At 56.2% G+C, this 19,690-nt stretch carries 22 protein-coding genes; 16 read left to right on the top strand and 6 right to left on the bottom strand.

Translation table 11 applies throughout. The features are described from left to right. The first annotated feature begins 8 nt into the window (after positions 1-8). The 8 genes from hflC to EXZ61_RS11350 all read left to right on the top strand — a co-directional run bounded on the left by hflC (position 9) and on the right by EXZ61_RS11350 (position 6,660). The gene (gene hflC / locus EXZ61_RS11385; protein WP_142811885.1) at positions 9-911 is read left to right on the top strand and encodes a protease modulator HflC; all 903 of its coding nucleotides are present in this window, start codon (positions 9-11) and stop codon (positions 909-911) included. Positions 912-914: 3 nt separating this feature from the next. Continuing rightward, positions 915-1,106 carry a DUF2065 domain-containing protein gene (locus EXZ61_RS11380; protein WP_142811884.1) on the top strand — a complete coding sequence of 64 codons (192 nt, stop codon included), beginning with the start codon at positions 915-917 and terminating at the stop codon, positions 1,104-1,106. A 52-nt stretch (positions 1,107-1,158) separates the two neighbouring features. Beyond that, on the top strand, positions 1,159-2,307 hold the full coding sequence (locus tag EXZ61_RS11375; RefSeq protein WP_142811883.1) for an ATP phosphoribosyltransferase regulatory subunit: 1,149 nt from the start codon (positions 1,159-1,161) through the stop codon (positions 2,305-2,307). A 21-nt stretch (positions 2,308-2,328) separates the two neighbouring features. After that, positions 2,329-3,705 carry an adenylosuccinate synthase gene (locus EXZ61_RS11370; RefSeq protein WP_142811882.1) on the top strand — a complete coding sequence of 459 codons (1,377 nt, stop codon included), beginning with the start codon at positions 2,329-2,331 and terminating at the stop codon, positions 3,703-3,705. Positions 3,706-3,772: 67 nt separating this feature from the next. Then, complete coding sequence (locus EXZ61_RS11365; protein WP_142811881.1) at positions 3,773-4,297, top strand: phosphoribosyltransferase; 525 nt, start codon at positions 3,773-3,775, stop codon at positions 4,295-4,297. Positions 4,298-4,311: 14 nt separating this feature from the next. After that, the gene (locus EXZ61_RS11360; protein WP_142811880.1) at positions 4,312-5,523 is read left to right on the top strand and encodes an aminotransferase class I/II-fold pyridoxal phosphate-dependent enzyme; all 1,212 of its coding nucleotides are present in this window, start codon (positions 4,312-4,314) and stop codon (positions 5,521-5,523) included. 51 nt (positions 5,524-5,574) lie between these two features. Continuing rightward, complete coding sequence (locus EXZ61_RS11355; RefSeq protein WP_178084853.1) at positions 5,575-6,402, top strand: DUF2189 domain-containing protein; 828 nt, start codon at positions 5,575-5,577, stop codon at positions 6,400-6,402. 78 nt (positions 6,403-6,480) lie between these two features. Then, complete coding sequence (locus EXZ61_RS11350) at positions 6,481-6,660, top strand: hypothetical protein (RefSeq protein ID WP_142811878.1); 180 nt, start codon at positions 6,481-6,483, stop codon at positions 6,658-6,660. A 79-nt stretch (positions 6,661-6,739) separates the two neighbouring features. On the opposite strand, the gene mnmH is transcribed toward EXZ61_RS11350, so the two are convergent. Together mnmH and EXZ61_RS11340 are read right to left on the bottom strand one after the other, a co-directional pair. Beyond that, positions 6,740-7,798 carry a tRNA 2-selenouridine(34) synthase MnmH gene (gene mnmH, locus EXZ61_RS11345; protein ID WP_142811877.1) on the bottom strand — a complete coding sequence of 353 codons (1,059 nt, stop codon included), beginning with the start codon at positions 7,796-7,798 and terminating at the stop codon, positions 6,740-6,742. Continuing rightward, positions 7,795-8,454, bottom strand: coding sequence for an arylesterase (locus EXZ61_RS11340; protein ID WP_142811876.1), 660 nt, complete (start codon positions 8,452-8,454; stop codon positions 7,795-7,797). Before EXZ61_RS11340 ends, mnmH begins: the two co-directional genes overlap by 4 nt. On the opposite strand from EXZ61_RS11340, the gene EXZ61_RS11335 reads away from it, so the two are divergent. The 6 genes from EXZ61_RS11335 (at position 8,453) to EXZ61_RS11310 (ending at position 13,166) form a co-directional block, all read left to right on the top strand. Continuing rightward, positions 8,453-9,133: an ABC transporter ATP-binding protein gene (locus EXZ61_RS11335; protein WP_142811875.1), complete on the top strand. Its 681-nt coding sequence runs from the start codon at positions 8,453-8,455 to the stop codon at positions 9,131-9,133. The genes EXZ61_RS11340 and EXZ61_RS11335 overlap by 2 nt on opposite strands. 90 nt (positions 9,134-9,223) lie before the next feature. Continuing rightward, positions 9,224-9,997 (top strand): 23S rRNA (guanosine(2251)-2'-O)-methyltransferase RlmB, encoded by a 774-nt coding sequence (gene rlmB, locus EXZ61_RS11330; protein WP_142811874.1) that lies wholly within the window; start codon positions 9,224-9,226, stop codon positions 9,995-9,997. A gap of 24 nt (positions 9,998-10,021) precedes the next feature. Next, complete coding sequence (locus EXZ61_RS11325) at positions 10,022-10,381, top strand: hypothetical protein (protein ID WP_142811873.1); 360 nt, start codon at positions 10,022-10,024, stop codon at positions 10,379-10,381. Then, complete coding sequence (locus EXZ61_RS11320; protein WP_142811872.1) at positions 10,365-11,207, top strand: alpha/beta fold hydrolase; 843 nt, start codon at positions 10,365-10,367, stop codon at positions 11,205-11,207. The genes EXZ61_RS11325 and EXZ61_RS11320 overlap by 17 nt, the downstream gene beginning before the upstream one ends. 82 nt (positions 11,208-11,289) lie before the next feature. Then, complete coding sequence (locus tag EXZ61_RS11315; RefSeq protein ID WP_142811871.1) at positions 11,290-12,141, top strand: helix-turn-helix domain-containing protein; 852 nt, start codon at positions 11,290-11,292, stop codon at positions 12,139-12,141. A gap of 56 nt (positions 12,142-12,197) precedes the next feature. Then, entirely contained in the window at positions 12,198-13,166 is a 969-nt protein-coding gene (locus EXZ61_RS11310) for a DMT family transporter (protein WP_142811870.1), read from the top strand. Here the strand turns inward: EXZ61_RS11310 and EXZ61_RS11305 are convergent. Genes EXZ61_RS11305 through EXZ61_RS11295 form a run of 3 tightly spaced genes read right to left on the bottom strand, consistent with a single transcriptional unit; the run spans position 13,163 to position 15,839 of the window. Next, positions 13,163-13,765, bottom strand: coding sequence for a chromate transporter (locus EXZ61_RS11305; protein WP_142811869.1), 603 nt, complete (start codon positions 13,763-13,765; stop codon positions 13,163-13,165). The genes EXZ61_RS11310 and EXZ61_RS11305 overlap by 4 nt on opposite strands. Then, on the bottom strand, positions 13,762-14,415 hold the full coding sequence (locus EXZ61_RS11300; RefSeq protein ID WP_142811868.1) for a chromate transporter: 654 nt from the start codon (positions 14,413-14,415) through the stop codon (positions 13,762-13,764). Before EXZ61_RS11300 ends, EXZ61_RS11305 begins: the two co-directional genes overlap by 4 nt. After that, the gene (locus tag EXZ61_RS11295) at positions 14,412-15,839 is read right to left on the bottom strand and encodes a WS/DGAT/MGAT family O-acyltransferase (RefSeq protein WP_168224751.1); all 1,428 of its coding nucleotides are present in this window, start codon (positions 15,837-15,839) and stop codon (positions 14,412-14,414) included. The genes EXZ61_RS11300 and EXZ61_RS11295 overlap by 4 nt, the downstream gene beginning before the upstream one ends. A 135-nt stretch (positions 15,840-15,974) precedes the next feature. Here EXZ61_RS11295 and EXZ61_RS11290 point away from each other — a divergent pair, with 135 nt between their 5' ends. After that, complete coding sequence (locus tag EXZ61_RS11290) at positions 15,975-18,464, top strand: EAL domain-containing protein (RefSeq protein ID WP_168224750.1); 2,490 nt, start codon at positions 15,975-15,977, stop codon at positions 18,462-18,464. Continuing rightward, positions 18,461-18,694, top strand: a complete 234-nt coding sequence (locus EXZ61_RS11285) for a hypothetical protein (RefSeq protein ID WP_142811865.1) — start codon at positions 18,461-18,463, stop codon at positions 18,692-18,694. The genes EXZ61_RS11290 and EXZ61_RS11285 overlap by 4 nt, the downstream gene beginning before the upstream one ends. On the opposite strand, the gene EXZ61_RS11280 is transcribed toward EXZ61_RS11285, so the two are convergent. Then, entirely contained in the window at positions 18,691-19,668 is a 978-nt protein-coding gene (locus tag EXZ61_RS11280) for an esterase/lipase family protein (RefSeq protein WP_142811864.1), read from the bottom strand. The two genes, EXZ61_RS11285 and EXZ61_RS11280, sit on opposite strands and share 4 nt — an antisense overlap. Positions 19,669-19,690: the final 22 nt, after the last annotated feature.

The following is a 19,690-nucleotide window of genomic DNA, read 5'->3' as shown; positions in this document are numbered from 1 at the left end:
AGTATTAAATGAACCGTATCGGATTGATTCTTTCTTTGGTGTTAGGTTTTGTTGTTCTTGCCAGTTCCACTCTATTTGTTGTCGATCAGCGTCAGTTTGGGGTTGTTTATTCTTTGGGGCAGATCAAAGAGGTCATCACTGAGCCAGGACTCAACATTAAGTTGCCTCCGCCCTTTCAAAACGTCACCTACATTGACAAGCGACTCTTGACTCTGGATAGCACAGATGCTGACCCCATGCTTACTGCAGAAAAGCAGCGGGTCGTTATTGATTGGTACGTACGTTGGCGCATATCTGAACCTTCAGAGTACATCCGCAACGTTGGCCAAAACGAAAGTGCAGGTGCTAGTCAGCTCAACCGAGTGGTTCGTAACGCGTTTCAGGAAGAAGTGAATAAGCGTACGGTTAATGAGTTGCTTTCGTTGAAGCGAGAAGCATTGATGGCGGATGTGAAGGCGGAAGTCCTTGAGAAGGTCAAAGGGACAAAGCCCTGGGGAGTCGACGTGGTGGATGTTCGCATTACACGGGTGGACTACGTTGAAGCGATCACCGAGTCTGTCTACCGGCGTATGGAGGCAGAACGCAAGAGAGTGGCCAATGAATTGCGGTCCACGGGAGCCGCTGAGGGGGAGAAAATTCGTGCAGATGCCGATCGCCAACGCGAAGTCACGATTGCGAATGCGTATCGTGATGCGCAAAAAATTAAGGGTGAGGGCGATGCTGAAGCGTCCCGTATTTACGGTGATGCGTTCGGGCGCGACCCTCAGTTTGCGCAGTTCTACCGTAGCCTCGAAGCCTATAAGGCAAGCTTCGCCAATAAGACGGATGTGATGGTGCTCGACCCTTCATCTACTGAGTTTTTTAAAGTGATGCGCAATGGTGGCGGTGCCACAACGCCCGCCAAGAAGTAAGCCTTGGATAGCAACACACTTTGGCTGGCACTAGCCCTGGTGCTAGTCATAGAGGGCCTGTTTCCATTCGCGTCGCCGTCAGGGTGGCGCCGGATGTTTGCCCAACTCATGCAAATGACGGATTCTCAAATTCGATTGTTTGCACTTGCAAGCATCTTGTGTGGTTTGGTGCTGATTTGGGGCTTGGCACCCTAAATCATGTGCCAAGCCCGGTAAAATCTCCGTTTTAACAGCACCCTTCTAATAAATGTCTGCTTGGGTCCTGCCGGATTACATTGCCGATGTGCTGCCGTCTGAGGCACGACACATTGAAGAAATACGTCGCAATTTGCTAGACATGGCACGAAGCTATGGCTATGAATTGGTAATGCCTCCTTTGCTAGAGCATTTGGAGTCACTGCTTTCAGGCACAGGTGAGGCTTTGGATCTCCAGACATTTAAGTTGGTAGATCAGCTCTCGGGGCGCATGATGGGCTTGCGCGCGGACACTACGCCACAAGTGGCTCGGATAGATGCACATTTGCTCAATCGACAAGGTGTTGCCCGTCTTTGCTATTGTGGTCCGGTGCTGCATACCCGTCCAAGTGGCCCGCACGCAACGCGGGAGCCACTTCAGTTCGGTGCAGAACTTTTCGGTCATCGTGGGTTGGAAGCAGACTTAGAGGTGCTCACCTTAGCGCTGGATGCTTTGAAGGTGACTCAGGTCCAAGGTATACAGGTGGATTTGGCCGATGCTCGCATCATTGAGGCCTTGTTGAAACTGGGAGACTTCGACACTGAGCACCAAGCACTCATCCTGGCTGCATTGGCAGGTAAGGATGTGAGTGAGTTGTCATCATTGACCGCGAAATCCCCCGCATTGGTTTCTACTTCCCTGAAGCATTTAGTTCAACTGTACGGGGATTCGAACGTCCTGGCCCAGGCACGCAAGGCATTGCCTAACGTTGCCCAAATTACCGAAGCCTTGGACCATTTGGATTGGTTGGCTAGACATGTGGATGGGGCTCGCACGAGCTTCGACTTGGCGGATTTGCGCGGCTATGCCTATTACAGTGGCGCCCGTTTTTCGATGTTCGCACCAGGCGCAAGCGACGCATTGGTACGCGGAGGTCGATATGACGAGGTTGGTTCCGTGTTTGGCCGCAAACGCCCCGCAGTTGGATTTAGCTTAGACGTCAAAGCCTTGGTAGCGGTTGCCCCGCCCAGACCTCTGCGCGCAGCGATCAGAGCACCGTGGAGTGAAGCGCTTGATGTGCGCGCAGCAATCGCTCAGCTGCGCAGACAAGGTGAAACTGTGGTCTGCGTGTTGCCAGGCCATGAGAGTGAAATAGACGAATTCAATTGCGACCGCGAGCTTGTGCTCAAAGGCGCGCAATGGACTGTTACTACCATCTGAATTGAGAAACGAAAACCAACCATGAACACAACCAAAGGCCGAAATGTTGTCGTAGTAGGCACCCAGTGGGGCGACGAGGGCAAAGGCAAGTTAGTCGATTGGCTAACTGAAAGCGCCCAAGGGGTCGTCCGTTTCCAAGGTGGTCATAACGCGGGACACACGCTAGTTATCAATGGTGTAAAGACAGCCTTGCATTTAATTCCTAGTGGCATCATGCGCCCGGGCGTAAAGTGCTACATCGGCAACGGTGTTGTTTTGTCTGCCGCCAAACTCTTCGAAGAAATTGAAGGCTTGGAAAAAGTGGGCGTGGAACTGCGTTCGCGCCTGCGTGTTAGCGAAGCCTGTCCTCTGATTTTGCCATTTCATGCCGCTCTTGATGTAGCCCGTGAAGCTTTTCGCGAGAAGGGTGGCACCGCTAAGATTGGGACGACCGGTCGCGGTATTGGCCCCGCCTATGAGGACAAAATTGCCCGACGCGCCTTGCGTGTGCAAGATCTGAAATACCCTGAGCGGTTTGCAGCCAAGTTGCGCGAACTGCTGGACCTGCACAACCATGTGCTGACAAGTTATCTCGGATCAGCTGCATTCGACTTCGGTCCCACCTTGGCGCCCTACATAAAAGAAGGTCAAGTGCAATTTGAGCCCGTGTTTGCCGAAGCTATGCGCCATGCTGAGCTGCTCAAGCCGATGATGGCTGACGTATCTCGTGAATTGAACGAAGCACACCTTAAAGGTGCCAATTTGCTGTTCGAAGGTGCCCAAGGAACCTTGCTCGATGTAGACCACGGGACGTATCCTTATGTTACTTCCAGCAACTGTGTAGCAGGCAATGCTGCAGCGGGTTCTGGCGTTGGGCCAGGCATGTTGCATTACGTGTTAGGCATCACCAAAGCGTATTGCACACGTGTTGGCGGTGGGCCGTTCCCGACCGAGTTGGATTGGGAAGTCGCTGGGACCCCTGGCTACCATATGAGCACAGTGGGGGCGGAGAAGGGGGTAACGACAGGACGTAGCCGACGTTGCGGATGGTTTGACGCGGCGTTGCTCAAACGGTCCGCGCAGGTCAATGGTCTGACGGGATTGTGTATTACCAAACTTGACGTTTTGGACGGACTGAAAGAGCTGCTGCTCTGCACTGGGTATGAGCTGGACGGCGAGCTGGTAGATATTTTGCCGATGGGCGCAGATGACATAGAGCGTTGCAAGCCTGTGTACGAAACCATGGATGGCTGGTCAGAAAGCACCGTGGGCGTTACTCAGTACGATAAATTGCCCACTGCTGCTCGCCTCTATCTCCAACGGATTGAGCAAATTACAGGAGTTCCTATCCATATGGTCTCTACCAGCCCCGATCGCGATCACACCATCATGATGCGCCACCCTTACTTGGCCGATTAAGCTCTGTTTAATCGCTATTTACGCCCGTATCTATTGCTCAACCAGCTATCAAAGTAGGAGTAAACCTATGCTAACTGAAGACGGAAAACATCTCTACGTCAGCTACGACGAATACCACAACCTTATTGAGAAACTTGCTATCAAGGTGTACCAGTCTGGGTGGGAGTTCGACACTATTTTGTGCCTAGCCCGTGGTGGCTTGCGTCCAGGTGACATCATGTCCCGTGTGTTTGATAAGCCACTGGCCATTATGTCGACCAGTTCGTACCGCTCTGACGCTGGTACCGTGCAGGGCAATTTGGACATTGCACGCTACATCACGACACCCAAGGGCGAGATAGCGGGGCGAGTGTTGCTGGTGGACGACTTGGCCGACTCGGGGCACACCTTGAACGCAGTAATCAAACAGCTGAAGACCAATTACGCCCCCATCACGGAGTTGCGCAGTGCTGTGATTTGGACCAAAGCATTGTCTACGTTTACCCCTGACTACTCGGTCGAGTTTTTGCCCACCAATCCATGGATTCATCAGCCATTTGAGGGCTATGACGCTATGCGGCCCGAGCAACTCATCCAAAAGTGGAGCGTTTAGGCGCAGGTTGTTCAATGATGAAGAAAAGTCCCAGCACAGAGTTGATTCACCACCCTTACCAGCCACCGGCAGGTTTTAAGGGGCTTCAAGAAGGGGTTTTCAAAGCCTCGACTGTGCTGTTTCCAAACGTGGCGGCCATGCGTAGCTATGAGTGGAAGGACAAAAGTGCTTTCACCTATGGTCTGCATGGAACCCCAACCACCTATACGTTGGAAGAGCGTCTTTGCACATTAGAAGGTGGAAGCCAGTGTTTGCTGGTGCCCAGCGGCTTAGCCGCGATTGCCTTGGTCTCACTGTCATTACTGCGCGCTGGCGATGAAGTCTTGATTCCGGACAATGTGTATGGCAACAGCAAAAGTCTCGCTGATGGGGAGTTAAAGCAGTGGGGAATATCGCACCGTTGCTACGACCCGATGGACCCGCAGGATTTGGCCGCCAAGCTGTCTGAGAATACGCGTTTGGTTTGGTTGGAGGCGCCAGGGTCCGTAAGCTTGGAGTTTCCGAACCTGTGTGAGTTGGTGCGCGTTTGCCAAGCGCGCAATGTGTGGACTGCCTTGGACAATACGTGGGGTTCAGGCATAGCGTTTTCTGCATTCGACTTACTGCCCGGGAGTTCGCCTGCATTAGGGGCTGATATCTCGGTGCATGCCCTGACCAAGTATCCCTGCGGTAGTGGTGATGTACTCATGGGAAGTGTGACTACCCGAGATGCCGGTTTGCACATGCGTTTGAAGCTCACGCATATGCGCCTAGGTTTCAATGTGGGGGCCAACGATGCTGAGGCAATTTTGCGGGCGCTGCCTAGCATCTACCTGCGCTATCAAGCCCACGATGTCGCTGCGCGCGCTTTGGCAGCTTGGTGCGAAACCCGACCGGAGTTTGTCCAAGTGCTGCATCCTGCATTGCCTAGTTCGCCCGGACACGCGCATTGGGCCGAGATCTGCACATCAGGTAGCGGCGGCGCTGCAGGCTTGTTTACCGTGGTGATAGCTCCCCATGTAACGCAAGCCCAAGTCGACCAATTTTGTGATGCTTTGCAGCACTTCAAAATTGGTTGGAGTTGGGGAGGACATCTGAGCCTAGTTGTCCCCTACGATTTAGCCAGCATGCGTACAGCTTGGCCATTGCATATCAAGCGAGGGATCTTGGTCCGCTTTTGGGTGGGCCTTGAGTCGGTAGCAGATCTTCAAGCGGACCTTAGCCAAGCATTGATTCATTTGCATTAACTGGTGTTTACCTGAGTAGGCAAGGGGGCTTGCTAACAGTAGTCTTTGTGCATGGAAATGCCAACAAAAGAGCTTCAGCCAGCTCCCTATACCCCTCCACCATCCGATGCGCCCCCTAAGCGCATCTTGCATGCGCGTTTTTCGGACCCTTTGCATTGGTTGCTTCAGGCAGTTCGTGACTTTCGTGCCCATCTCGGTATTTCGTCGTTTTACGGTATCGCGTTTTGGCTCATGGCTGTGTTGCTTAGCGCTGTATTCAAAAGCAAACCCGAATACACCATGTCGATAGCCTCAGGGTGCCTGCTCTTGGGGCCATTTTTGGCCATGGGCTTGTACGAAGTGAGTCGCTTGCGTGAGCTAGGACTTGAGCCAGAGCTGTCCAAATCCATCACCTGTTGGGACACGCACCTCAAGAGCATGGGCTTGCTGGTGCTGGTTTTGATTGTGCTGGAGCTGCTGTGGGGACGGGCTTCACTGGTAGTGTTCGCAGTATTTTTCAACACTGGTATGCCTTCCACTACGGGGGTCATTCGTGCAATTTTCAATCCCGACAACTGGGAGTTTATTGTGGCCTATACGTTAGTGGGCGGAGGTTTTGCTGTCTTAGTTTTCGCTACTGCAGTCGTATCCATTCCTACTATTTTGGACCGAGACACTGATGCCATTACTGCCGCTATCACCAGCCTGGAAGTTGTCTTCAACAACACCGCGGTGATGATGCTTTGGGGTGTATTGATCACTGCATTGGTGGTGCTGGCTTTTTTGACACCTTGGGCCATGGGTTTGTTGCTTGTGGGGCCTATCTTGGGTTATGCCAGTTGGTACGCCTACCGTGGCACGGTTCAGTGGATTGACAAAGAGAGCGATGAACCTGTTTAGATCGCAATAAATCACGCTCAGTTTCTAGCCAAGCACACACAAAATGGTAAAGTGGCTTCAACTACTTGAAAGCATATTTTGGCAACACCCAATTACGGATACGAAAAACGTCAGAAAGAACTGGCAAAAAAGAAGAAAAAAGAAGAAAAGCTAAAGAACAAGGCTGAGCGCAAAGTGGGCGACGGTCCCGAGGATGACTCCGCGCCAAGTCCAGATGCACCTGCAGATGGCGAAACATCTAGCCCTTCCCAATCCTGAGAGTTTCAGTTCTAAAAAGCCATCAGACCGATGGCTTTTTTACTTGGTGACGTAACAGCATAGCGCGCAGCAAGGGCCGCTAGGAGGCCTGTAAAAGCGCCTTGGCACTCTCTGCCAAGTCGTGCGGTTCACGGCTCTTAAGGGTGCAAATGCTGGCCCTATCAAACTGTGAAAAATTACGGCGCATAGATTGGTGGTAGACCGGGTCGTAGTGCAGCGCAAGCAACTCTGTGACCACGTTCACTATGTCACCCGCTCTCACTTGTGCAATCCATTGCTGTACCGTCGCTTTACCTCGAATCTCTGCTAGCACCTGTAGCCGACTACAAAAGTGCTCGGTGTTGTTGACAAAGTAATCGTAGTCCTCCAACAGCAAGGCCACGCGTTGTGCCTGCGGTAGTTCAAGGTTAATGCAAGGGCTGGCCCGCATAGCCTCAATCAAGCACATCGGAACGGCTACATTGCCGACTTTCTTGCTCTCGCTCTCCACATACACAGGTTTGCTTGGATCAAAGGTACGCAGAGCGCTCCACACCAAGGTGTCGAAGCGCTTTTGGCTTGGTTGGCTTACGCCAGGAATGGCACCCAACACAGAGCTACGGTGTTTGGCTAAAGCTTCTAGGTCCAAAACCTGCGCGCCTTGGGCCGCCAGTGCATGGAGCAAGCGGGTTTTGCCTGAGCCCGTGGTGCCACAGATCACGCGCCATTGCAACGGACGTACCAAGCTGGGCGTAGCCGCAACGACGGCGGCCCTAAATGCTTTGTAGCCCCCGTCAACCATCGTGACTCTGAAGCCAATCTGTCCCAGAATGAGCGCCAATGAACCACTGCGTTTGCCACCTCGCCAGCAGTAGGCCAAAGGCTTCCAGTCGCGCGGCTTGTCCATCACTTCGCGTTCAATATGTGCGGCAATGTTTCTAGCGGCCATCGCTGCGCCGCGCTTTTTTGCCTCAAACTGACTGACCTGCACATACATGGTTCCAATCGTGATGCGCTCTTGGTTGCTCAGCGTGGGCCAGTTCACGGCGCCGGGTAGGTGGTCTAAGGCGTACTCATCTTCTGTGCGTGCGTCGATCACAGTATCAAACTCGTGAAGGCGCACTAGCAGTTCGCTGGCCGTGATTGTGCTTACGCTCATTGCATCATCTTACGCACAGCAGGCCACATAGTGTCCAGTATCACCGGGTGGGCTGCTTCTAGAGGATGGATGCGATCTGCCTGAAACCAGCGCAGTGCATCAGGCACATCGGCGATACCTTTAAGCAAAAAAGGCACTAAGCCAGCTTTGTGGGTTTTTGCTACGGTGGCGAATGTTGCGGCAAACTTTTCGCTGTAGTCTTGGCCATAGTTAGGAGGCACCTGCATGCCCGCTATCAGTACCTTGGCTCCCATCGCCTGCGCTGATTGGGTCATAGCGGAAAGGTTGTCTTGCGTCATGCCCAGGGGCAAGCCGCGTAGTGCGTCATTGCCGCCCAACTCAATAACGACCCACTTTGGGCGATGCTGGGTGAGTAGCGACGGTAAACGCGAGCGTCCTCCGGATGTGGTGTCCCCACTGATACTGGCGTTTACTACTTTGGCCGCAATCTTCTCTTTCGCAAAGCGCTGCTCCATCAAAGCGACCCAGCCAGAGCCCCGTTTAAGGCCATACTCAGCACTGAGCGAGTCGCCCAATACCAGCACAGTGGGGGCAAGGGGCGCAGCCGTAGGAGCGGTTTGCGCTAAACAAGACCCTGTCAAAGCAGCCCAAAGGCCAAGCGCGCTAAAGTGTCGACGATTCAAAGAGAGCCCCATGTCTAATTCAATTATTTCTGTTGAGCATGTATACAAAGCCGTCAGCGACTCCACCGGCACGCTGGAAATCCTGCGCGACATTGATTTTGCGCTAAAAGCCAAAGAGACTGCAGCAATTGTGGGTGCCTCTGGTTCTGGCAAGAGCACCTTGCTCTCGATCATCGCTGGCCTGGACACGCCCACCAGAGGCACGGTACGTATAGACGGCCAAGACCTGTTTGCCATTGACGAAGACGCGCGGGCTGCATTGAGGGCGCGCAAAGTGGGTTTTGTATTCCAGAGTTTTCAGCTGTTGGGCAACCTGACCGCACTTGAAAACGTGATGCTGCCGCTGGAGCTGGACGGTCGCAAAGACGCGCGCAAAGCGGCGGGTGACATGCTGGCGAGGGTAGGGCTGGCTCAGCGCCTTAACGCGTATCCGCGCGTTCTTAGTGGGGGCGAACAGCAACGTGTGGCCCTGGCTCGGGCTTTTGTGGTTCACCCAGCGGTGCTCTTGGCGGATGAGCCAACCGGTAGTTTGGACTTTGCTACTGGCGAGAAAATCATGGAATTGATGTTTGACCTCAATCGCGAACAAGGCACCACACTGGTATTGGTGACCCATGACCGGTCGATCGCCGCGCGCTGTGACCGACGCATCACGATAGAAGCAGGGCGGGTCGCTTCTGAAGTGCAGTAGGTCTGTTGGAGCGCATGGGAGTTTGTGACCATCGCTCAGGCAAGTCCAGCTCTCACTTTGATAGCGGCAGATAAGCCGCGATAATGGGGCATGTCCTCATCCAAAGTTCTATTTGGCTTTCATGCCCTCGGGGTGCGTCTGAAAACAGCGCCCAAGTCCATCATCGAAATCTATTTCGAGCCCACCCGCCGTGATGCGCGCATGCGCCAGTTCATTGAGAAAGTGAACGAGGCTGGCGTTCGGCTCATCGAGTCGGATGGCCTGCGCATTGCCAAGCTGTGCGGCAGCCACGGGCACCAAGGCGTGGCCGCACGTGTGCATGAGCTCGCCCAAGTACATTCGCTTGACGAATTGCTAGAAGGCCTGGAGGCCGCCAATGCCGAACTGCCGCTGGAACAACGTACCCAAGCTCTTATCTTGGTATTGGACGGTGTGACAGACCCTCACAACCTAGGGGCATGTCTGCGTGTGGCAGACGGTGCCGGCGTCCACGCAGTGATTGCCCCCAAAGACCACGCTGCGGGCATTAACGCTACGGTAGCTAAGGTGGCCAGTGGCGCTGCGGAAACCGTGCCTTACTTCATGGTGACTAACTTGGCGCGCACCTTGAATGAACTCAAAGAGCGCAATATTTGGGTTATTGGTACCAGTGACGCGGCCACCCACACCCTGTACCAAGCCGACCTCAAAGGCCCCGTTGCTTTAGTGCTGGGCGCGGAGGGGGATGGCATGCGCCAGCTCACCGCCAAGACTTGCGACCAACTGGTGAGCATTCCGATGAAGGGTGCTGTCGAGAGCTTAAATGTGTCGGTTGCCAGTGGCGTTTGCCTGTATGAGGCTGTGCGCCAACGCAGCTTGGCTTAATCTACTTTTGTAACTAAGGACTCTATGCGTGCTATTGGTTTGAGAGCTGCTTGTGCAGTATTGGTGGGCGCTGTGGCCATTTTGGGCTTGACCTCTTGCACGCAAGAGCAGCAAAACAAAATCAGCCGAGATATTCAGAACTGGACCGGCACCAATGGAGTCTTAGAGGTTTATGCCGGCGAAAAGCTGGTGCGTCGATTCGTGAAGATTGACAAACTCAGCACAGCGATGGGCACGGACGACAACAAACCACGCCCTTACCGTTTCGGCTACGGCGTGCTCGATGAAAACCTGAACATGCAGGTCGACGCTGGCGAGAAGAAGGTTTACTTCGAGATCAGTGACTACGGCAGCAACTACGTCTTCTTTGAAAACCCCCACTGAACCCCCAAGGGAGCTCGCAGTGCAAGGTAAGCCAGTCCTGGTGTATTTTCACGGTGCACCGGGTGGCGTTCAAGAGTTAGTGTGGTTAGAGCGCGAGGCGGCAGCCTTGGGCTTGACCTGCATGGCGGTAGACCGCTTTATGCTGCCTTCTGCACTCCAGGGGGATGCCTACTTTCAGGCGCTGGCCGCGCACATTCAAACCAAGCTAGGCGGACGCACATGTTGGTTTGTCGGTTTTTCTATCGGAAGCTATGTGGCTTTGCAAACGGCGCGATGGATGCAAGGCCAGGTCAAATGCCTGCATCTGGTTTCAAGCGCTGCACCGCTGGAGAGTGGCGACTTTTTGCCCGGTATGGCAGGTAAGGTAGTGTTTCAACTCGCCCAGAACTGGCCCCTAGTGTTTGCAGTAGTCTCGCGGTGGCAGGGACTCCTTGCCAAGCTGGCACCCGCAGCCCTGTACGGCATGTTGTTTGGCAGTGCGGCGGGGGGTGACAAAACTTTGGCGAAAGACAGCAGTTTTCAGTCAACGCTGCAGGGGCTGCTTGCCAGCAGCTTAGGTCCCGGCGTGCATGGGTACATGCGAGATGTGGGCTCCTATGTTCAACCTTGGGCCACTGCGCTGAGTGCGATGGACGTTCCCGCCCAGCTATGGCACGGCGATCAAGACAACTGGTCGCCCTTAGGCATGGCGCATAGCCTAGCCCATTTGCTACCCAAGGCCCAACCTGTACACGTACTGCCGGGGCTGTCGCATTACAGCTGTTTGTTCCAAGCGTTGCCGCGGATATGCCAGCAGTTTGCCAACGAGCCGCAAGCTTCGTGGTGAGTGCGTCCCAGGCCGGTCGCAGGGCGCTGTGGGTCTCGGGCTTGCTGTGTGTTGCGCTGTTCGTCGCGCTCTGGGTGCAGGCATGAGCGGGCGGCGCGTTGCAGTGCATGCGCACCCGCAGCTGCCGGGCTTGGCCTTGGTCGACGCCCATTTTGTAGAGCAACACTTCCCCAAGCACAGCCACGACGGGTACTCCATCGGCGTGGTGCGCTCCGGCGTTAATGCGTTTTGGCACCGGGGTGGCCAGCAGCATGCCATTGCGGGTAGCTTGTGCATCGTCAATCCCGGTGAGGTGCACACGGGCGACACGGTAACGCCCCAAGGCTGGTCGTATTTCAATCTCTTGGTGCCTGAGCTGCTGCTGCAAACTAGCCGCGCCACGCTAGATCTGCCTGCGCAAACCTTGCACTTCGGGCAGTCGGTCGTGGCAGATGCGCAAGCGGCTACGGCGCTGCTGGTTCTTGGACAAGCCATGCTGGCAAAAGACAGTCCCTTGGCGGTAGAGCAGCATTGGCTGGAACTGTGTGGTGTGTTGCTATCGCGCCATGTCAGTGAACGTGCGGCCCTAGCGCCTGTTTCGCGGATGCCCCGTCAAGTAGCGCGTGCGCGCGAAGTCTTGGACGCCGACCTGCTGGGCCAGCGCAGCTTGAGTGAATTGGCCGCGCTATGCCATGTGTCGCCCTTTCACCTAGTGCGCAGCTTCAGCGCCCATGTAGGCCTGCCGCCCCATGCCTACCAACTCCAAAAGCGGCTAGAGCAGGCCAAAGCCCGCGTGCAGCAGGGCGAAGCGCTGGCAAGCATTGCTGCTGCCACCGGCTTTGCTGACCAAGCCCATATGAGCCGGCACTTCCAACGCCAGTGGGGCGTGCCACCGGGCCAATTTGCGCCCCTGCGCAGCCAGCCGCAAAACCGCAAGAACGTTCAATACCGCTAAGCCGCTGGGCGAGACACTGCCTTCTTTATGCATCAAGCGAGAAGGAGCGGTAAGCGATGGCTTTGTTGAAGAGTGGGGCGGGGTCACCTGTTGTGGCCTATGTGCAGTTGGGCTTGGCCATGGCCATTGTGGGCAGTTCGGTGGTTGCCGGAAAGCTGGTCGCTGCCAGCATGCCTGTGATGTTGGCCTCCGCCATGCGCTTTGCCATTGCAGCCCCCATTTTGATTGCGATGTTGCTCTGGCGCGAGGGACGCATTACCTGGCCCAACCGAGCTGACTGTCTGACGCTGTTTTTGCAAGCCTTGACTGGCGTTTTCTTGTTCTCCGTGTTTTTGCTCTTTGGCCTCAAAACCAGCGGCGCTTTAGAGGCTGGCTTGATCACGGGCACGCTGCCCGCCGTAACGGCCGTGATGGCAGTTGTTCTGCTGCGAGAGCGGCCTCATCGCTGGCAGTGGCTGGGAATTGGCTTTGCGGTGCTGGGCGCGGCCTTGCTCCATGTGCATGAGGCAACACACGTCACAGGCGGGCAGAGGGGTGGGGGCGGAGCCGCCGCCAACGCCCAAGGCATGGTGCTAGTGCTTGGGGCGGTGGTGTGCGAAGGCTTGTTCGTGGTTTTGGGCAAGCGTACCCACGGGCGGGTGTCTGCGCTGACCATCGCCACCGCCATGAGCGTTCTGGGCTTTCTTATGTTTTTGCCTTTTGCCGCAGTGGAGGCTATGCACTTTCCCTTGGCCAGCCTGCGTTGGCAAGATGTGGCGGCGGTGCTGTACTTTGGCGTGGTGGTCTCCGTGGGGGCATTCTGGCTGTTTTACGCTGGGCTATCGCAGACCAGCGCCGCCACGGCAGGTGCATTCATGGCCTTTTTGCCACTGAGCGCTGTCGTTTTATCCGCCGTGGTGTTGGGTGAAACGCTTACGCCCAAGCACCTTGCCGCTGGAGCCTTTGTTCTGTTAGGCATTGGCTGTGCTGCTTGGCCGAAAAATCAGTCCACTGCGGCAAGAACTGAAGGGCGGCGCTTGGCCTAAACCCAGCCCAGCGCACCTAGCACAGCGCCTCCTGCCAGAACCCACAGGAGGTGTATTTGGGTGCGCCAAACCAGTACCGCGCTGGCGATCGCCAGAAGCCATAAAGGCCATTGTGCCCATGGGCCTCCATGACCACCTGCAAGAATCCAACCGGTTGCGATCAGCATGGCTACGACAATAGGTGCCAAGCCTTGCTTAAATGCGCGCACGACTCTGAGCTCACGGTTTCTATGGCCCCAGCGTGCTGCAGCGAACGTGAGGGTTGTGCTGGGCAGCATGATGCCTAGCATGGCTAGCGCCATACCCAAGGCACCCAAGCCCCAGGCATGCAGACCAGCTGCCATGCCGCCGGCCGCGTTCACGCCGACATTCCATCCCAACACCGCTACGAACAATACATTGGGGCCAGGAGCCGCTTGTGCCAGCGCTATGCTGGAGCTAAATTGCGCGTCACTCAGCCAGTGCCGCTCATCGACGAGATAACGGTGCATGTCAGGCGCAGTAGCAATGGCGCCGCCTACCGCCAAGAGCGATAGCGAGAGAAAGTGAACAAACAGGCCCAGCCACTCTGTGGCGCTCAGGGCGAGGGGTAGCGTCATGGCGTTTCACCTGCTGGGGTAGGTAGGGCGCGCAACTGTCGGTAAGCCCACCACCAGGCCAAGCCGCCCAGCGTGAACAAAACCCAGGCCAAGGGCAGTCGCAAGATGGCGATAGCTACAAAAGTCATAGCGGCTAACGCATAGCAGACAGGCGCACCCATGGCATTTGCCCTTAAGCCAGCAACCAACTTCATACCCGTGGCTGTGATGAGTCCGGCCGCAACAGCGCCCATCCCGCGCAGTGCCCCTTGGACCTGCGGAACATCTGAAACTGCCGCAAACAGTACCGCTGAGCCTAGGACAATGAGCAGCGGGAACAAGAGCATGCCAGTCAAGGCCACCAGCGCACCGCGCATTCCAAAGTAGCGGTCCCCAATCATGAGCGAGAGGTTCATCACATTGGGGCCCGGCAGTATCTGGGCTACCGCCCAGTCTTCCAAAAATTCAGAGGGCGTGAGCCACTTTTTCTTCTCCACGAGTTCCCGTTGCACCACCGCCAAAACACCCCCGAAACCTTGCAGTGCGAGCCAGCTGAAGGACCAAAAAAGGTCGGAGAGCGATTGGGGTTGTGGGCGCTGCCTTGGCTCAGTGCCTTGGGGATGCTGTGGTTCGGGGGCTTGCTGAGGTGAAGTGGGTGCCAAAGGAGTCATGGCTCCATTATCCTGGCGCGCTTACGCGGTGCTTTGATGGGTTTGGCCATCACTGCGGGCTTGCCTTGTAAGCCCAAGGCCAGTTCCAATTCCTCAATCGCTTGGTCGGTGTAGTCCAGCATGCGTTGCAGGCCAGGAACCGAGCGGCGGCAAGCGATGTAGCCAAAGCCTAGTTTGTCACCATAGCCCGTGATCGTGATGTTCAGCGCAAGGTAGTGCGTGGCGATAGAGACCGGATACACCTCATCCAACTGCGCGCCATTCATGTACAGCGTGTCGGTCGGGCCAGGCACGTTGGAGATCACCACATTGAACACCGGGTGTTTCTTGGCCGCGCCAGTGACCATGGCCACACCCATAGGCGATATGCTGGTGAGCCCATGCGAGAGTTTTTGTAGCCGGGGCATGTGGGTCAGGCGCTCTTTGGCTTTGCCCGTGGACTGCACAATGCGCTGTAGGCGCTTGAGCGGGTCTGCGATGTGGGTGGCCAAATTGGCCAGTAGCACAGACACTTGGTTGCCCGCTACGTCGGCACCTGCATGCAAAGACACAGGCACCATGGCGATCAACGGCTTGGAGGGCAAGGCTTGGTGGGCCAAGAGGTACTGGCGCAATGCGCCGGCACAAATGGCCAAGGTGACGTCGTTCACGGTAGCCCCTGACGCTTCACCCAAACGCTTGAGCCTAGGTAGAGAGTAAGACTGTGCGGCAAAGCGACGGGAACCCGATATTTCGACGTTGAACAAACTCGCAGGCGCTTGAAAGGCGCGGGCGGGCGCATTGGTGTCTTGGTCACTTCCCACCATGTCTTTGAGCGCGCTGGCCACTCCGGGTAAGAGGTCGCGTCCCATACTGGCCAGTTGCGCTAACTGTTGGGCCAAGCTTAGAGGTGCCCGTGCAGGGCGGCTGGTGGGGTGCTTTGGGTAGTGCAAGGACCACAGTGGGCCTTTGTGTACCGTGGCTTGGTGGCTTAGGGCTTGTGCCATCATTTTGGCAGCCGTCACACCATCGACCAGCGCGTGGTGAATCTTGATGTAGGTGGCGAAGCGCCCCCCAGGCAGACCCTCAATGACATAGGCCTCCCACAGCGGGCGGTTGCGGTCCAGCAGGTTACCGTGTAGGCGCGACACAATGGCCAGTAGCTCGCGAATACGGCCGGGTTGGGGGAGTGCTAGGTGGCGCAGGTGGTAGTCCACCTCAAAGTGCTTGTCTTCTTCCCAGTACCACAAGCCCATGCGCAGCACAGGGCGCATATTGAATGGGGGCAGTGCTTTGAGATGGGTTGCCCAATGGGCCAACAACTCCGCCACAAAACCGGGTTCGTTGGCGGGTGGTGTATAGAGGTTAAGGCCCGCAACGTGCATCGGCTGGTTACGGGTCTCCATCCACATGAAAGCGGAGTCGGTAGGGCTTAGTGCATGCATGTGGGTATCGGCCTTTTGCGTTATTGGCCACCATTGTGTCAGGGGTATGACCTTAGTGCGCACAGGTGGTACGTAGGAGTAAAATTTTTCGATACACGCTGCCGCCGTCTTTACATAGGACTGGACACTGCCCCCATGACAAGCAACGAACTTGATGCCCTTGCCGCTGAAACACAGCGGCTTTCTCAGTGGCATATGCTTTTGGGCGAGCTGTCAGCCTGCCTGTGGTTTACCGAAGACTTGCCCACCATGTTGCATGGTTTTTGTAAGGCACTGGTGACCCGTGCGGGCTATTTGTCGGCCGAGTTGGAGTTGGACCTAGAAGAACAAAGCCAGGTATTTAAAGCCCGAGTGCGGCACAGCAACTCGCCTGAGGCCGTGCAACACGCCACCTTGCCAGTGAGCCGTTTTGGTACTGCTTTGGCTGAGCTGCGCGTAAGTGCTGAATTTGCGCTGGGTGTTGGGCACGAGGCGCACGGCGTGTTGCTGAGGTTGACCCATGAGCTGGCCGAGGCCATCCATGCGCTGCAGGGGCAGCACCCCTATAACGATTTGCAAGACAGCGTGGAGATGTTGGCTTTGTCAGTGCAGCAAAGCCCCTATATGGTGCTGTTTGCCAAACCCTCAGGGGAAGTGGTGTTTTGCAACGACAGCTATTGCAAAGGCAGTGGCTACAGTACGGCGGAGGTCATAGGCCAGCGCATGCTGGTGGACCTTAGTACCCCCTCTAGTGAGGCTGAACTGCGCATGTTCAATGCGCTCAAGATGGGTGAGCACTGGCAGGGCGATATGCAGTGCCGCCGCAAAGACGGCAGCGAGTACTGGGTGCGTCAAATTGTGAGCCCTTTGTGTGACAAGGCGGGCAACATCACGCATTTGGTGTCGGTTAAGCAAGACATCAGCCATTGCCGCTTTCGCCTGAAGGATGCAGAAGAGGCCTTGCTCCTGCGTGAGCAAGCCTTGTCCTCCAGTAGCAATGGAATCATGATCACCCGCAGTGATGTAGATGACCATTCCATCGTGTACGTAAACCCTGCGTTTGAGCGCATTACAGGCTACAGCGCTTCGGAAGTCATTGGTCGGGAGGGGCGGTTCTTGCTGCGTGACGACCTCGCGCAGGCGGACCTTGAAGAGATACGCAGTGCACTGCGTGAGCGCCGCGAAGGCCAGGCGGTGTTGCGCAATTACCGTAAAGACGGCACCCAGTTCTGGAACGAGTTGCACATTGCCCCTGTCAAAGATGCGGATGGCCAGCACACCACGCACTTTGTGAGTGTCATCAATGATGCGACCGAACGCGTGAACTACCAAAAAGAGTTGGAGTACCAGGCCAACCACGACGCTCTGACCGGCTTGGCCAACCGCAACCTGCTCAATGACCGCATCATTCAAGCCATCGCGTGGGCTAAGCGGCAAAGCCTGTTTGTAGGCATCATGCTGTTGGACTTGGACCATTTCAAGCTGGTCAATGACGCGTCAGGCCATGGTGCTGGCGACACCATGCTCAAAGAAGTGGCGCAGCGGCTTAACAGTTGCGTGCGAGAGACCGACACGGTAGCCCGACTGGGGGGAGATGAATTTGTCCTTGTACTGACCGACTTGCCCGAAACGGGTGATGTCGATGTGATCGCTGAAAAAGTACTCAAAGCCCTGGCACGCCCCATTGAGATCAATGGGGTAGATGTGTTTGTGACCGCCAGTATTGGTGTATCCGTTTACCCCCGAGATGGGGACCATGGCGAGCTTTTGTTGCGCTATGCGGATATCGCCATGTACCGGGTCAAAGAGCATGGGCGTAACAGCGTGCGCCAGTTCATCCCGGAGATGGGGGCAACCGCCATCAGCCGTATGAATATGGAAGGCGCCATGCGCCGCGGGTTGGAGCGGGGTGAGTTCGCTTTGCACTACCAGCCCAAAATCGATTTGCTGACCCAGCGCATCGTGGGCGCTGAAGCCTTGGTGCGTTGGAACCACCCCCAAATTGGCCTGATTCACCCGATTGAGTTCATCCCATTGGCCGAAGAGTCGGGCCTCATATTGCCTTTAGGTGAATGGGTGCTGACCGAGGCTTGCCGCCAGCAGGTTGCTTGGCTGGAAGCTGGATTAGGTGCACTGGAGATGTCGGTCAACGTGTCGGCCCGGCAGTTCCGCCAAGAAGATTTGGCTGAGCGTGTGGCGCAGGTGGTGGCCGCCACAGGTATCGCACCCGCATGTCTGGCGCTTGAACTGACAGAAAGCATGGTCATGCAAGACGTCAACAGCACGCTGCTTGCGCTGCGTACCTTGAAGCAACTGGGCCTCAGTATTTCCTTGGACGACTTTGGCACGGGCTACTCCAGCTTGTCGTATCTACGCCGCTTTCCTATTGATGAATTGAAAATTGACAAGTCGTTTATCAACGATGTTCATGTCAATGAAGACGATGCCGCTATCGCTGGGGCCATCATCGCCATGGCTTTGAGCCTGGGGCTAAGGGTAGTGGCAGAAGGCGTCGAGAGCCAGGCGCAAGTAGACCGTTTGTTGGCCATGGGCTGCACCCAGGTACAAGGCTATTTGTTTGGCCGCCCCATGGATGCCGCAAGTTTTGTAGCAAAGTTTCAAGCGGGGGTGAGGGTGTTTCCATGACCAAGCTCCATTGGCAAGCCTTGAGCACTGCGCAATTGTCGGCGTTGCTCAACCAAAACGCATTGGTGTCGTCTAGCGAAGTGGATGGTGCAACCATCTACCATTTGCAAGGCGAGCGCGCGCAGGGCGACGAGCAGATTGCAGTGGCGTTACCCAATGGCCGTGTCATCGTCGTGGGGCCCGCGCCCAATGACGCGCCACGGCGCAGGCGCATCGAAGTAAGCAATTAGGCCTTGTGCCAGACCTCAGCGTTGACTGGTTGGGGCACCGCAAGCTGCATCAAATGGGCTAACACCCACTCTGTCACGGCTTGGTGCCTGCACATTTGCAAATGGCCAATGCCCGTAAACACGGTGGGCACGATGCCATGCACGGTTTGCGCCAGTTGCGGAAACACAATATTGTCTTGGGCTGTGACGGCGATGCGTAGCAAGGACCGAACACTGGCAGGCTCTTGCTTCTCCAAGGTTTTGACGTAGTCACTTTGCCAGACCATTTGGGCGCTGTTGGGTGTGATCGCGAGCTTGGGCGTGCCCAAACGGGTGCCTGCATGGGGTGTGCCTAAGGTGATGACCTGTGCCACGCGGGCCAAGGTGTCCGCCTCACCCTGCGCCCGCATCCACGCCCGAATGGCCAAGCCGCCCATGCTGTGCCCAATCAGCACCACCTTGCCCGAGCCCGGGTTCGGGTTCGCAGCGTCTGCGATTAGTGCAGTTTGTACCGCCGCCTCTATCGTGGGGGCGTAGTCCTCAATAGACGTGAACACAGGTTCTAAATCAACCGCGATTACGCTGTGGCCTTGGGCGCGAAGTTCAGCGCCCATGGTGTCCCACATGCGGTGGTTGCAGACATAGCCATGCACCAACACGATAGGGGGCTTGCGCAAACGCGTTGTTTGCACCGCGCTCGCAGCTAGCAAGCCGGGCGCTGGCCCGGCCCAAGGTTGGCGCAGCAAGAAAAAGTGCACCGAGGCCCGGTACTCTCCCCACACGCTGGCCCACCAAGTGCCCCAAGGCACGCCGGACGCGCGAGACTGCAGGGTGCTGGCCAAGATAGAGATTGCCGTAGTGCCAAAGGGCCACACCACGGGGAGCGCTAAGCACAGCCACCAAGGCCAGTGCGCGTAGGCCACGCCCCATCCAGCAAGGAGCAGAGCAAATGCGCTGTTGAGGAACAGCATGCGGCGAAGGTAAGAAGCAAGCATGGTGGCAGTGTAGTGCGTGCTT

The sequence above is a fragment of the Rhodoferax aquaticus genome, assembly GCF_006974105.1.
Taxonomy (GTDB): domain Bacteria; phylum Pseudomonadota; class Gammaproteobacteria; order Burkholderiales; family Burkholderiaceae_C; genus Allorhodoferax; species Allorhodoferax aquaticus_A.
The sequence above is the reverse complement of the archived record's forward strand: the minus strand, read 5'-3'. Positions and strand labels throughout refer to the sequence as shown.

What these genes read in the sequence shown, in the direction of transcription:
- EXZ61_RS11335 (WP_142811875.1), top strand. Translation starts at nt 8,453, where the DNA reads ATGTCTAATTCAATTATTTCTGTTGAGCATGTATACAAAGCCGTCAGC.
- EXZ61_RS11340 (WP_142811876.1), bottom strand. Translation starts at nt 8,454, where the DNA reads ATGGGGCTCTCTTTGAATCGTCGACACTTTAGCGCGCTTGGCCTTTGG.
- EXZ61_RS11295 (WP_168224751.1), bottom strand. Translation starts at nt 15,839, where the DNA reads ATGCATGCACTAAGCCCTACCGACTCCGCTTTCATGTGGATGGAGACC.
- EXZ61_RS11280 (WP_142811864.1), bottom strand. Translation starts at nt 19,668, where the DNA reads ATGCTTGCTTCTTACCTTCGCCGCATGCTGTTCCTCAACAGCGCATTT.
- EXZ61_RS11355 (WP_178084853.1), top strand. Translation starts at nt 5,575, where the DNA reads ATGGAAATGCCAACAAAAGAGCTTCAGCCAGCTCCCTATACCCCTCCA.
- rlmB (WP_142811874.1), top strand. Translation starts at nt 9,224, where the DNA reads ATGTCCTCATCCAAAGTTCTATTTGGCTTTCATGCCCTCGGGGTGCGT.
- EXZ61_RS11365 (WP_142811881.1), top strand. Translation starts at nt 3,773, where the DNA reads ATGCTAACTGAAGACGGAAAACATCTCTACGTCAGCTACGACGAATAC.
- EXZ61_RS11300 (WP_142811868.1), bottom strand. Translation starts at nt 14,415, where the DNA reads ATGACTCCTTTGGCACCCACTTCACCTCAGCAAGCCCCCGAACCACAG.
- EXZ61_RS11310 (WP_142811870.1), top strand. Translation starts at nt 12,198, where the DNA reads ATGGCTTTGTTGAAGAGTGGGGCGGGGTCACCTGTTGTGGCCTATGTG.
- EXZ61_RS11290 (WP_168224750.1), top strand. Translation starts at nt 15,975, where the DNA reads ATGACAAGCAACGAACTTGATGCCCTTGCCGCTGAAACACAGCGGCTT.
- EXZ61_RS11285 (WP_142811865.1), top strand. Translation starts at nt 18,461, where the DNA reads ATGACCAAGCTCCATTGGCAAGCCTTGAGCACTGCGCAATTGTCGGCG.
- mnmH (WP_142811877.1), bottom strand. Translation starts at nt 7,798, where the DNA reads ATGAGCGTAAGCACAATCACGGCCAGCGAACTGCTAGTGCGCCTTCAC.
- hflC (WP_142811885.1), top strand. Translation starts at nt 9, where the DNA reads ATGAACCGTATCGGATTGATTCTTTCTTTGGTGTTAGGTTTTGTTGTT.
- EXZ61_RS11325 (WP_142811873.1), top strand. Translation starts at nt 10,022, where the DNA reads ATGCGTGCTATTGGTTTGAGAGCTGCTTGTGCAGTATTGGTGGGCGCT.
- EXZ61_RS11360 (WP_142811880.1), top strand. Translation starts at nt 4,312, where the DNA reads ATGATGAAGAAAAGTCCCAGCACAGAGTTGATTCACCACCCTTACCAG.
- EXZ61_RS11370 (WP_142811882.1), top strand. Translation starts at nt 2,329, where the DNA reads ATGAACACAACCAAAGGCCGAAATGTTGTCGTAGTAGGCACCCAGTGG.
- EXZ61_RS11375 (WP_142811883.1), top strand. Translation starts at nt 1,159, where the DNA reads ATGTCTGCTTGGGTCCTGCCGGATTACATTGCCGATGTGCTGCCGTCT.
- EXZ61_RS11315 (WP_142811871.1), top strand. Translation starts at nt 11,290, where the DNA reads ATGAGCGGGCGGCGCGTTGCAGTGCATGCGCACCCGCAGCTGCCGGGC.
- EXZ61_RS11305 (WP_142811869.1), bottom strand. Translation starts at nt 13,765, where the DNA reads ATGACGCTACCCCTCGCCCTGAGCGCCACAGAGTGGCTGGGCCTGTTT.